Here is a 13038-nt window from a genome sequence, read left to right as displayed (position 1 = left end):
CGCAAGTGTTTGAAAGCACCGGTAAAGATACCAAGCTCACGCGCCGCGCGATCACCTCGCGCGAGCGCCTCAGGTGATAAGCCGGTTGCGATGCTGATAAGCGCGTGACCGCAGGCGATGGGCGCGATCGGACTCAGTGTGCGGTGCACACCATGCAGGGATCGAACGAGCGCACGACGTGCTGCACGGCGACCGACCTGGCGCCGTCGTCGCCGACCTCGGTGCCCGCGAGCGCCTGTTCGAGCGGCCCCGGAACGCCGCCTTGATCGCGCGGCGAGAAATTCCAGGTGGTCGGCGCCACGATCTGATAGCGGCGGATCTTGTCGCCCGACAGATCGATCCAATGGCCGAGACTGCCGCGCGCCGCTTCGACCAGCCCGATGCCGGCGCCTTCGCCGCGACGCGCCGCGCGTTCCAGGAACGGCGCGCGCAGATCGAGCCGGCGTGCCCAGCCCTGCATCGCGCGCACGATCTTGGCAGTCTCGAGCAGCCGGGCGATCACCCGGTTGGTGACGTTCGGCCCGCTGCGTGCGACGAGATCGCGGATCAACGCATCGCCGTGAACCGCCTGGCGCGCCAGCGCGCCGACCTCGACCGGGCCGCCGGCATAGCGCGGCGCCTTGCACCAGCTATAGCCGGCGGGCTTGTCGGCATCCGGCTCGGTGTCGGCCTCCGCCGGCCGCAGCGCGGTGTCGCGCATCCAGGCATGGGCGACGTCTTCGGAAATCTCATCCGGATCGAGCGCAGCAAGCTGCGCCGCAGCCGGATCGAACACGCCGCGTGCAAACAGCGAGGCACTTTCCTCGTGATAGGCGCCGTAGCTCATCAGCGGCAGCGCGATGCGGCCGAGCCGGTCCAGCGCCAGATCGTCGGCGACACCGAGGAAGCGGGCGAAATCGCCGGCGCGGCCGTCACGCCAGGTTGCCAGCGCCGCTGCGCTGTCCAGCGCCAGCACATTGTCGAGACTGTCGGCGAACACATCGCGTTCGAGGAAGTCGCGAACGTCGCCGATGACCGAGAGCAGTTGCACCCGCTCGCCGAGGTCGATCGCGCGGGTGGTGCCGCCCGGCTGGAACGCCAGCGAGTGCGGCCATTTGCCGGCGAGCAGCCCCATGATCTGCAACAGCCGCGCCCGTGCCGGCAGCATCGCCTGCGCGGCGCTGCCGCGCACCGCCTTGAACCGGCCTGCGATCTCGCCGTGCCACGGCCGCGCCGCGTAAGCGTCGCGAGCGAAATCGGGCATGAAGAACAGATAGAAGTGGGTCAGATGGTCGGCCACGTTTTCCGCGGCGTGGCACAGATTGGCCGCCAGCACGCCGTTGTCGGCCGCGCGAATGCCCTCGGCGGCGCGCAGCGCCGCCACCGCGGCGAGCGACTGCGACACCGAGCAGATGCCGCAGATCCGCGGCGCCAGGGTGAGCGCATCCAGAGCGGGACGGCCGCGCAAAATCTGCTCGAAGCCGCGATACAACGGCGCGGTGACTTCCGCCGAACTCACCACGCCGTCATCGATGTCGAGCCGGACTTCGAGATCGCCTTCGACGCGGTTGAACGGCCCGACGGTGACGCGCCGCGTCATTTGCGGCGTCCGCTGTCGGTGCGCGGCGGCACGATGACGTGGTCGGAGGTGGCATTGGCGCGCACCCGCTTCGGGGTCGCCGATTTCGACAGCGCCGCCAGCGCCACGAACCAGGCCTTCGGCATGTCGAGCGGCAGCCCGACCGGAATCCCGCCGAGCTTGGCGGTCTCCAGGAAGTTCTGCGCGCTTTCGAAACCGGGCGAAGTGCAGGCGATGCAGGCCATGCCGCCACTGGTGCAGGAGCCGTTGCCGTTCCAGCCGCGCTGGTTGCAGTCGCCGACCGCCTGGGTCGCCTTGCAGCCGAGGTGCTCCATCATGCAGCCCTGCTGCGACAGCTCTTCGGCGCTGGCCTTGAACTCGTAATACTCGTTGCGGGCGCAGCCGTGATGCGCCAAGTGATCGGCATAGAACCGCGGCCGGCCGAAATCGTCGAGGGCCTCGCCGTCGAACCCGCCGAGCGCCAGCGCCGCCAGCGTCTCCGAGATCCACCCCGGATGCGGCGCGCAGCCGGCGATGTTGATCACCGGCAGGCCGGCGCGGGAACGGAACCCGGCACCGAGCGCGCCGCCGGCTTCGGCGCCCGCATATTGCAGGCCGCTGGCGTCGGTGGGGTTGGTCCCCGCCATCGGCACGCCGCCGAACGCCGCGCAGCTTCCAGCGGCGACGACGTAATTCGCATAAGGCGCCAGCGCGTTCACCCAATGCAGCATTGAACGGCCGGTGCCGCCGAGCATGTTGAACCGGCCGGTGCCGTTAGGGCCACGCAGTACCGAGCCTTCCAGCACCAGCGCATCGAGCCGCAGCGCGCCGGCCGCGATCCGGTCGAAGATCTCGACCACCTCGTCCGCGGTCGCTTCGCTCAGCGACGGATGCCACAGCAGATCGATGCCGAACCGGGCCAGCTCGGCGAACCAGCCGGAAGTGCCGTTGTCGAGCGCCGCCATGGTGCACCCGCCGCAACTCCCGCCCTGCAGCCACAGCACATTGAACGGCTGCATGCCCGAAGCCTCCCGCTGAACGTCCCCACCCCGATCACCGAATTAAGCCAAGTTCGACCGAGCCGGCAAGCGAGGCCGGACGAACGTACCGCCGGGGCGGATACGAAAATGATCCAGTTTGGACCGCGAGCTGACGACGCGGCTCGGCGATGAGGCCGGTCGATAGGCAGCCCATCTTGGTTGCGAAACGGCTGCGCTAGACGGCCGACGAAGGGGACGCGCCGCCCTATCAGAGCGCTCATCACTGCGTGCATCGCATCGAACAAACAATGAACAACCACCTTTTTGATCAAGGAGCTATCACGACGCGCACAGTTTCAGCACGAAATGCCTGCACTTTATGATGTTTGATGCATCAAAATTATTGACGGTTTGTCCGTCGTCTCCTTACGTTCGCCCGGTCGGACGCGGCACAGGCTGAAAGTACCCGACATTCAGGGAGACGATTGGAAATGGCTCAGGCTCAACCCATTAGAGCGGCACTGGCTGCGTTCCTCGGAACGGCCATCGAGTGGTACGACTATTATATTTACGGCACCGCCGCCGCGCTGGTGTTCGGCGACGTGTTCTTCGCTACCAACGACCCGTTCATGGGCGTGCTGGCTTCGTTGGCCACTTTCGCGGTCGGCTTCGTGGCACGGCCGTTCGGCGCGCTGGTGTTCGGGCATCTCGGCGACAAGGTCGGTCGCAAGAAGAGCCTGGTCATCACGCTGTTACTGATGGGAAGTGCGACGACGCTAATCGGCCTGTTGCCGAGCTATCATTCGATCGGTGTCGCTGCCACCGTTGCTCTGGTGATCCTCCGGCTCGCACAAGGCGTCGCGGTCGGCGGTGAGTGGGGCGGCGCGGTCCTGATCGCGACCGAGCACGCGCCCGAGAAATGGCGGACCTTCCTCGCGGCCGCCCCGCAATACGGCAGCCCGATCGGCCTCATTCTCTCGACGCTGGCGTTCCGGGCCGTCTCGTCGCTTCCGCAGGAAGATTTCCAGTCTTGGGGCTGGCGCATTCCCTTTATCCTGAGCGGGCTGCTGGTCATTGTCGCCTTCATCGTGCGCGCCGGCGTGAACGAGAGCCCGGAGATGGTGGCGCAGCTCGAAAAGGACCGGAGCCACGAGATGGTTCCGGTGCGCGAGGTGCTCAAGACCAAGAAGAAGGCGGTCGTGCTCGGCATCGGATTGAGCCTGCTCGGCATCGCCGGCTTCTACTTCATCACCACCTTCATGATCAGCTACACCACCACCTATCTCAAGGTCCAGAAGAGCCAGATCCTCGACGTCATCTCGTGGATCGGCGTCGTCCAACTGTTCGCGACCGTCACCGGCTCGTTCATCGCCTCCAAGATCGGCGAACGTCGCTTGCTGCTGATCGCCACGGGCGGCGCCTTCCTGTGGTCGGTTCCGATGATGATGCTCGTGATCACCGGTGAAATCCCGAAGATCGCGACCGCGGTGCTGGTGGCGACGTTCCTGATCGGCATGTACTACGCGGTGATCGCTGCCTATCTGCCGCGGGCGTTCCCAGTCCGGATGCGTTACACCGGCATTTCGCTGAGCTTCCAGCTCTGCGGTGCGATCTTCGGTGGCACGACCCCGATCGTCGGCGTCTGGCTGGCGCACACCTACGGCCTGCAGTGGGCGCCGCTCGCCGGCCTGTTTGCGCTGATCGCCGGCGGCGCATGCGCGAGCATCTACTTCCTGCCGATCGACGATGAAGAGGCGACGGCCGAAACTGCTGCCGCAGTCGGTGCGCCGAACTACGCCTTGAACGGCTGACCTGTTCTGCCCTGCGATGTCGTTGCACTGTCGCGGGGCAGGACTATCCGATGATCGATTGCGGAAATCGTCACAGGCGCGCCGGGCACTGCGAGTTCCGGCACACGCACTCCTGGTGGTAGGGCGAGGAGGTGCGTAAAGCCTCTCCTCGTCGAAGACGGCCGCCTGTTCGGTTGAGCCGACCATCGCCCGTCGGAGTTCTTGACAGCCGGGAGCATCGACAACAATCATCCCACCCCCATTGCACGGCAGACTGGTTTCGCAGTTTGCTGTCGATGTCGGGTTGTGGCATCGAACACGTTCGATACTCTCTGGGATGAGGCTTTCGCGTGCAGATCTTCGAACAGTTGGACAGGAGCAGCCTCTACGAGACTGTCTACTCGCAGATCTCACTGGCGCTGGTCGAAGGCCGGCTGCAGCCCGACGACAAGGTGCGTATCCGTACCCTCGCCGAACAATTGGGCGTCAGCGTCACGCCGGTCCGCGATGCGCTGCTTCGCCTGGTGCGAGAGCATGCGCTGGAGATGCGCGGTCTCAAGGACATCCGTGTCCCGCGCATGCAGGTCGATCAGTTTCAGGAAATCCGCCTCATTCGTCTGGAGCTCGAGGGACTGGCGGCGCGGCTGGTCGCGGAGAAGTCGACCCCCGAGATCATCGATATGCTCGGCGACATCCTCAGCCAGAACGAACAGGCCCGCACCAAGGGCGATGTCGCGCTCGCGCTCAAGCTCAATCGGCTGTTTCACTCGAAGATCGGCGAATGCTCCGGGCTGCCGGTGCTCTGCGGCTTGGTCGAGAATATGTGGCTCCGCATGGGCCCGATCATCGCGGCCGTGTATGTCAGGGGCGGTCAGACGATGATCTCGTTCCACTACGAGATTCTCGACGCCATCAAGAACAAGGATGCCGCCGCCGCCGAGGCCGCCATCAAGGCCGACATCAACGCGACCGCGAAGATCGTCCTCGCTGCCGGGATTCTCAAATCCGCCGATGCGGACGCCGAACCGCAGGCTCAAGCCGGTTAGTCGCTTCGGTACACTCGATCGTCTTCTTGAATTCGATGGCGCCGCCACGGTGACGGTGAGCATCGTGGTACATCCATGCGCGACGCCGAGAGATTTGCGCCGCTTGCAGCCGCATGCATCGGGCAAAACTACTTGACGCATGATGCATCAAAAAATATGATTTTGAGGACATGCCGCCGACATCGCGGCAAGAGATTGAGTGAAGGTCGCTGGGACACGTCGATTTGAGCGAGGGCCTTAGCCCCGTCAAGGGACAGGGCTCGGCCTTTGAGTAGGAACAGCGAACCGGCGCGACTGATCGCTCTCGAGCTTGGGTTAGATCACACTGAATGACTGCAACAGCACCTCTCGCGGCGACCCCAATCGGTGACGCACTCTCGACGCATTGGACCCTGCTGCCGCTCGGGCAAGTCGAGGACCTCGTCGCGCAGGTGTACGGCATTCAGGGCAACGTCACCCGTCTGTCGAGCGAACGCGACGAGACTTTCAAGTTCACGGCGCGCTCGGGCGACGCCTATATCCTCAAGATCGCCAACCCGTCCGAGGATGTCGCATCGCTTCGCTTCCAGGACGCCGCGCTGGCCCATCTGGAGACGGTCGCTTCGCCAGTGCCGCTGCCGCGTCTGGTCAGAACCAAGCACGGCAACACCGACTACGATCTCGAGCCCGACGAGGGCGGCGTGCGAACGGTCCGGTTGCTGAGTTATCTGGCGGGCGAGCCGGCGTATCGGCTTCGGCCCTGCGCCGATCGCAACCGGAATATCGGCCGATCGCTGGCGACGCTCGGACAGGGGCTGGCCGGTTTCGACGGCCGTCCGCCTTCCGGCAAGCTGCTGTGGGATATTTCGCATACGCTCGATCTTGCCAATCTGATCGACCATGTCGACGCCGGCCGACGCGACCTCGTGCTCGGCGTCTTGGCCGAGTTCGAGCGTCGCGCTGCACCGGTGATGGACGCGCTGCCCAGGCAGGTCATCCACAACGACTTCAACCTGCACAACATCCTGATCGATCCCGCATCGCCGAGCGCCGTCGCGGGCGTGATCGACTTCGGCGACATGGTGTTCGCGCCGCGCGTGAACGATCTCGCGGTCGCCTTGGCCTATCACGTCGACACCGTCGACTGGCGCAGCCTCCTCGGGGCGATGCTGAAGGGCTACAGCGAAGTCACCCGGCTGGAGGAGCGGGAAGTCGCTCTCCTCCCTGTGCTGCTCAAGGCACGGCTCGCGATCAGCATCATCATTCCGGAATATCGCGCGGCAAGCCGGCCCGACAACCGCCACTACATCATGCGCAATCATCGGGCCGCGTGGCTCGGACTGCAGACCCTGGCGGCGCTGCCGGACGCCGAGCTCGAACGGTTCGTTTCCTCACATTGTAAGGACTAAGCAAGATGGCGATGGTCAATGCTTTCACGGCGGACGACTTCGCGCGGCTGCCCAGCGCCGAGCAGGCCTTGATCGAGCGCCGCCAGCGTGTGCTCGGCCCCGCCTATCGGCTGTTCTACGAGCGACCGCTGCACATCGTCAGCGGCGAAGGCGTCTGGCTGAAAGACGCCGAGGGCAATCGCTATCTCGACGTCTACAACAACGTCGCGTCGATGGGCCACTGCCACCCCAAGGTGGTGGACGCGATCGTGGCGCAGACCCGCACGCTGAACACGCACACGCGCTACCTGCATGAATCGATCATCGCCTATGCGGAAGACCTGACGGCGACGTTTCCGTCCGACCTCAGCCAGGTCATGTTCACCTGCACAGGAAGCGAAGCGAACGATCTGGCGGTGCGCATCGCCCGGCATGCGACCGGCGGCACCGGCATCATCGCCACCAAGCTCGCCTATCACGGCCTCACCAGCGCGGTCGCCGAGTTCTCGCCGTCGCTCGGCGAGTTCGTCGATCTCGGTGTCCATGTGCGGACCGTCGCGGCGCCGGACCCGTATCGGAATCCGCCCGAGACCGTCGCCCAGCGCTTTCACGACGACGTCCAGGCGGCGATCGATGATCTGAAGCGCCGCGGCATCAAACCGGCGCTGCTGATCGTCGACACGATCTTCTCCAGCGACGGCGTCGTCGCAGGCCCGCAGGGCTTTCTGAAGCAGGCTGTCGATGCGATCCATCGGGCCGGCGGATTGTTCGTCGCCGACGAAGTCCAGCCCGGCTTCGGCCGTACCGGCGATGCGATGTGGGGCTTCCTGCGCCACGACGTGAAGCCCGATATCGTCACGATCGGAAAGCCGATGGGCAATGGCTACCCGATGGCGGGCGTGATCCTGCGTCCCGAGGTGGTGGCGGAGTTCGGCGCACGCGCGCGCTACTTCAACACGTTCGGCGGCAACCCGGTGGCGGCTGCGGCCGGCATGGCGGTGCTGAACGTCATCAAGGACGAGAAGCTGGTCGAGAACGCCCGCGACGTCGGCAATTATCTTCAGGACGGCCTGCGCCGTCTTGCGAAGGAGTTTGCGCAGATCGGCGACGTCCGCGGCGCCGGTCTGTTCATCGGCGTCGAACTCGTCGCCGACCGCGCGGCAAAAACGCCGGCGGCCGCCGTGACCACCAAGATCGTCAACGGCCTGCGCGACCGCCGCATCCTGATCAGCGCCTCCGGTCCGGGCGCGAATGTCCTGAAGATCCGGCCGCCGCTGGTCTTCTCGCGCGACAACGCCGACACGTTCCTGACGGGACTCCACGACGTCCTGAAGGCCTTGTAACGGCCGCCGCGAAACGACGCCTGCAACGAACTCCGCATTGAACGGGACTCACATTCGATGAATGCACCAATGGAAACCAGATCGAAGATCGCCGCCGCGGTCGATGCGCTGTTCGACGAGCAATTGGAATGCCTGCAGAAGCTGGTGCGTATTCCCTCGCAGCGCGGCGAGGAGGCCGCGGCGCAGGAGTTCATGGCGGAGCTGATGGCCGGCATCGGCCTCGATGTCGACAAATGGGTGATCGACGAGGCGGCCATCAAGGATCATCCCGGCTTCTGCCCGGTGTCGATCTCCTACGAGAACTCCTGGAACGTGGTGGGGACGCATCGTTCCCGCGAACAGGGGGGGCGATCGCTGGTTCTGAACGGGCACGTCGATGTCGTCCCGGTCGGGAAGGCCGAATCGTGGACCTATGGTCCGTATGAGCCGGTGATCAAGGACGGCTGGATGTACGGCCGCGGCGCCGGCGACATGAAAGCCGGGCTGATCGCCAACGTCTACGCGCTCAAGGCGCTGCACCACATCGGCCTGCAACCGTCGGCGACCGTGTATGTGCAGTCCGTCGTCGAGGAGGAGTGCACCGGCAACGGCGCGCTCGCGGCCGTCGTGCGCGGCTACACCGCCGACGCGGCCTTCATTCCGGAGCCGCTCGAACCGAAGCTGCTGCGCGGCCAGATCGGGCCGATCTGGATCAGGGTCGAAGTCTCCGGAGCCCCGGGACATGCGTCCGGCGACTTCGGCCTCGGCGCGGACGCGATCGCCAATGCCATCGAACTGATCCAGTCGCTGCGGGAGCTGGAGAAGCAGTGGAATGCGCGCAAGACGCAGTACCAGCCGTTCCAGAACCATCCGCATCCGATCAACTTCAACGTCGGTCGCATTCAGGGCGGAGAGTGGACGTCGAGCGCGCCGTCGGCCTGCACCTTCGAGGTCCGTGTCGCAGTCTATCCGGGACAGTCGCCGGCGGAGGCGTGCAAGGATTTCGAGCGGCACGTCGCGGAAGCGGCGTCGCGCAATCCCTATCTCAAGCACAACCCGCCGAAGATCAGCTATCCGGGCTTCATGCAGGAAGGCTACCATCTGACCGGAGCCGATGCGCAGGAAGAGGTCCTGCGTCGGTGTCACTCCGAGATCTGGGACCAGCAGCTCGAAGAGCACGCCTTTGCGGCGACGACCGACGCGCGCGCCTTCGGCCTGTACGGCAATTGCCCGACGCTGGTCTACGGGCCGTATTGCAAGAATCCGCACGCGTTCGACGAATGCGTCGATCTGGAGTCGCTCCGCAAGGTGACGAAGACGCTGGCTCTCTTCGTCGCCGATTGGTGCGGCCTCGAAGCGCGAGCGGCGCAGCCCTGAAGCTCGGCACCCGTCAGCTACGCCGGCACCAGATAACTCGCTGACCCCAGCTCCCGTCTGAGATGGCGATAGCTTCGAAAGTGGCCCGTTTGAGACGCTACGTCCTAGAGCGCGCGGCTGCACGGGTGCCAAGGAAAGAATATGCTCGATACGAACCCTGCGTCGACGCATGGATTCGTTGTGAAGAGGCAGAAGCTCGCAAAGCCGTCCATTGGCGGTGTCTCCGGAAACCGGCGACACCGTGGTGTCACATTCTTGGCCTGCAAACCGATATACATGAGGATGACGCTCTCCAGGCATTCATTTGCGACGGTCTCCGAAGATGGATGGCCGCGCCTTGCAGCGGCAGTGGGGAGCCGACCGAAGGTCTGTCTGCGTGAATGGACGCGGGTCGGCCAACGAATCCTGGATATGGTCTCTGGGCAACAGGTCGAAGGCAGGGCAACTCACGGAAAGCTCGAAAGCTGGCCCTTCGGACGTGGTACAGGGCGGCGCAGCTATCGCCTCAGTACGCAGAGCGCTTTGTCCTCTTGTAGACAAGCATGAGTAGCCTTCGTGCTGTTGCCCCTAGCGCCTCGATTTAGCGCAGTCGCACTCAATCGTTGTGCCCTATCTTGTCTGACTGGCACTCAAAAGATGATCGGATAAACCCAAGATCGACCGAGTCCCTTTCCAGTCTCCCGAGAGTATCGGGCTGAAAACGGGAAGATGAGGCTAGACGCCGTTCCTTCAAGCTCTCTCAGGTAGAACAAGCCAAAGCCCAAGGTATGCGGCTTCGTTGCGAGGGGGCTGAGATACAGATTCGAGAGACCGGCACCCTTCAATTTCGCGTATGCACGTGACAATTCGGCCGCGGTAACAAACGGGTCGTTTGCACTGCTGAATATCACATACTCATGATCACGAGCCTTACTGGCGGACGCGACGCGATCGAGACGCAATATGCTTTCGTGATACATGTCTGCACTAAGCGAGGGAAAGCAGTGCAACTGAATCAGCCGCGCACTCTCCTTCTCCAGAATGACGCGCGACATCAGTCCGTGATCATACCCCACTCCGACAATGAGGGCATCACCATCCATTCCTGGAACATGCTGGCCTTCATAGCCCAAAACACTGCGGACCTTGACGACGTCATCTATTGAGAATGTCGTTTCAGCCTTGCGCGAATAGTGCTCTGGCTCGGTATATATCATGTCGATCTGCTTCAGCCCCGCCTCCTTCAGGTACTTAAGAAAATACAGTATATGCGGCCGCATAAACCCAGTGATATCAATGCAGACGCTTTGCCCCGATGAGGCAGAAAAGCCGGAGCTTGCCAGCCCCTCTCCGATGAACTCCGATTCGTTTGCTTGCTGCGCAACCTCGATCACATTGGCGCTCGGCAATTCGTGGGACTGATAATTGTACTCGGGCAATGGCCACCAACACTTTCGGGAAGCGAAAATCCCCTCGAAAGGCTTTTGAACCCTCTCATTGTCGTTGTAGGCCGAAAGGAACAGGTCCCACCCCTGCCTCATCCGAGAGTCGGTGAGAGGCTGCTTACTGTCGATCAGGTATGAGAATTGCGTAATAGTCATAGCATCGACGGACCAGACTGATCCCGCCTCTTCCTTCCGAAGCCATCAAAGCGCATGTCAGCCACTCTACGGGTGAACGCCTTCAACAAGCCTTCGCCTAGTGCATGATCAAACAACGCATTCGCCAAATCGGGCTTAAGTTCAATTGAACCCCTCCGATGCGAGGACAGTCCCCACTTAGGCGCAAGCATCGGCGCTAGCTGGTACTTTGGATCCACCTGCTGGCTGTTGCGATTCTTCGCATCAACTTTGACTCGTATCAAATATGACCAGTTTTCTGCCGTCTGAACCACGCGCTTGGACTGAGGCGTAAGATGGCTGTACGTAGTGCTAAACGTACATAGGTCACATTCACTGGGACGCTCGCTGTATCGGATCGTTCTAAAGAGAACGGCCAATGCTTCAATCCCCTCTCTAACCTCGGTCCCGTAACTTTCTGGCTGAGCGTCTTCCCAGAACCATGCTGCGCTATCCATAACACCTTGAGATTGCGATTCAATACTTACTACTCCCCCCGCAAATGGACGCTCTCCGGCGAATGATGACCGTCGATATATGTGCTTCAATACTGCAAGGAGATTTCGAGGCGCACCTTGGGATAGGTGTATTAACGTATCGAGGCCAGCATACGGGCTTCTTCTTTGACAATCGCGAAACAACTGGGCGAGCAAATCGGAGTCAAAATGCTTTAATAGCTTGACGGCCCGAGATTTGCTCCCTTTATGAGCTGGCAATATCGCCTCAGATTCGCGGGAGATTTGTTCGGCAACCTTCGCAACCCGATCGCGCGATTTCGGCCAATCCCGATAGAACAGCAGCAATAACGCTTTCTCAATCAACGGCACATCGTGAAACTTGAAACAGTTCACCACCGCATCTAGTTCACTGTCGCGCAGGTCGAACGCCTCTTCAAGCTCCTTACGAAGTTTTGAGAAGTAAGGCCGTTCTCTTCCGGCTTTATCCCAAGTGCTCAGGATCTCCAGCGTCTCGGCCTGATAGTAATTCTCGGAGTTCAATTTCTTGAATAACCCGTCAATAGAAATGGCTTCACCTCGAATCGCAGGCAGATTGTGGAGCTTCAGCCGTTTCTCAATAAGCTCGCGACAGAACGCGCCAAACTGATCATCATTCTCTCTCAAAAAACTATCAAGCTCGATGCGCTCGTATTCGGCATCGCGCTTGATAGGCTCTCCCGATCCAAGGGTCTCGTATGTACGAATACCATAAAGACGGGCTCCAATTTTCAGCGTTGCATTCCCGCGCCGATATCGGATTAGAGTATTTACAAGGCGCTGCTGCCACTCGGTCAGATTTTCCGCTTCATCAATGAGGTAGACGAATAGAACGCCTCGAAGAGTTGGCACCAGGTCGGAGAGAATCTCCGGAATTCCAAAAACGAGTCGCCCAAGAGAAAATGTGATTGAGAGGTCCGCCAAGCTCCTAGTAAGCGCGGCATTGTTCACAACATAGTCTATATGTCTTTGAGCTTTTGAAATGTATGACGCGAACGAGCTTACGGAGCAAAAGTGATCGCCAACTTCTGCGTCGAAGAGCGCGGCAACTCGCTGACTGAAAGCCGCTTCAAATTCTTGATCGTCCGTCGGCAACAGGGCTGCGCATGTTTGTAATAAGTTACTTATGAGCCAAAGCTCAAAGTACATGCCGAATACACTACTCCAGCTCTCGAGGTCTTGCCCCTTGTCTGCGAACTTATGGATGTTCAACCCCTCTGTGCGGATATAAATTCCTATGTATCCGCCAGCAGTGACAGCCTTCGAAAGGTCGCCGCCGTTAAGCGTTGCCTGAACAGAGGCGGAGCAATAGCGCATTAGGTGCGTTTTTCCGCTGCCCTTAGAGCCCAACAACAGCATTGGCATTACTAGCCTAGGCTTAAGGATGTTCAGCAAGCCGCCCTGCTGCGCCGAAATATCAACCCAATACTCGATAACCTCAGCGTCCGAATAGTCGGATGCGCGGAGAGACTCAAATGGGTTCTGATCGAGATCAACCTTCATGTT

General features: G+C 61.8%; 9 protein-coding genes. 5 read left to right on the top strand and 4 right to left on the bottom strand.

Going from position 1 to position 13038, the window contains the following annotated elements; translation table 11 throughout:
- Positions 1–133 precede the first annotated feature (133 nt).
- Together DNX69_RS18255 and DNX69_RS18250 are read right to left on the bottom strand one after the other, a co-directional pair.
- Positions 134–1579: a nickel-dependent hydrogenase large subunit gene (locus tag DNX69_RS18255; RefSeq protein WP_110787333.1), complete on the bottom strand. Its 1446-nt coding sequence runs from the start codon at positions 1577–1579 to the stop codon at positions 134–136.
- Entirely contained in the window at positions 1576–2577 is a 1002-nt protein-coding gene (locus DNX69_RS18250) for a HupU protein (RefSeq protein WP_110787332.1), read from the bottom strand. Before DNX69_RS18250 ends, DNX69_RS18255 begins: the two co-directional genes overlap by 4 nt.
- 452 nt (positions 2578–3029) lie before the next feature.
- On the opposite strand from DNX69_RS18250, the gene DNX69_RS18245 reads away from it, so the two are divergent.
- The 5 genes from DNX69_RS18245 to DNX69_RS18225 all read left to right on the top strand — a co-directional run bounded on the left by DNX69_RS18245 (position 3030) and on the right by DNX69_RS18225 (position 9440).
- Entirely contained in the window at positions 3030–4349 is a 1320-nt protein-coding gene (locus DNX69_RS18245) for an MFS transporter (protein ID WP_110787331.1), read from the top strand.
- 329 nt (positions 4350–4678) lie between these two features.
- On the top strand, positions 4679–5374 hold the full coding sequence (locus tag DNX69_RS18240; RefSeq protein ID WP_110787330.1) for a GntR family transcriptional regulator: 696 nt from the start codon (positions 4679–4681) through the stop codon (positions 5372–5374).
- Positions 5375–5703: 329 nt separating this feature from the next.
- On the top strand, positions 5704–6762 hold the full coding sequence (locus tag DNX69_RS18235; RefSeq protein WP_110787329.1) for a phosphotransferase: 1059 nt from the start codon (positions 5704–5706) through the stop codon (positions 6760–6762).
- 5 nt (positions 6763–6767) lie between these two features.
- A complete protein-coding gene (locus tag DNX69_RS18230; RefSeq protein WP_110787328.1) occupies positions 6768–8084 on the top strand; it encodes an aspartate aminotransferase family protein in 1317 nt (438 codons plus the stop codon).
- Between the two features lie 69 nt (positions 8085–8153).
- Entirely contained in the window at positions 8154–9440 is a 1287-nt protein-coding gene (locus DNX69_RS18225) for an ArgE/DapE family deacylase (RefSeq protein WP_110787327.1), read from the top strand.
- Between the two features lie 629 nt (positions 9441–10069).
- Here the strand turns inward: DNX69_RS18225 and DNX69_RS18220 are convergent.
- Together DNX69_RS18220 and DNX69_RS18215 are read right to left on the bottom strand one after the other, a co-directional pair.
- Entirely contained in the window at positions 10070–10960 is an 891-nt protein-coding gene (locus DNX69_RS18220; protein WP_133256027.1) for a hypothetical protein, read from the bottom strand.
- A gap of 56 nt (positions 10961–11016) precedes the next feature.
- A complete protein-coding gene (locus tag DNX69_RS18215; RefSeq protein ID WP_110787325.1) occupies positions 11017–13035 on the bottom strand; it encodes a hypothetical protein in 2019 nt (672 codons plus the stop codon).
- Positions 13036–13038 lie beyond the last annotated feature (3 nt).

The organism is Rhodopseudomonas palustris (genome assembly GCF_003226555.1).
GTDB classification, from domain to species: Bacteria; Pseudomonadota; Alphaproteobacteria; order Rhizobiales; family Xanthobacteraceae; genus Rhodopseudomonas; species Rhodopseudomonas palustris_I.
The sequence above is the reverse complement of the archived record's forward strand: the minus strand, read 5'-3'. Positions and strand labels throughout refer to the sequence as shown.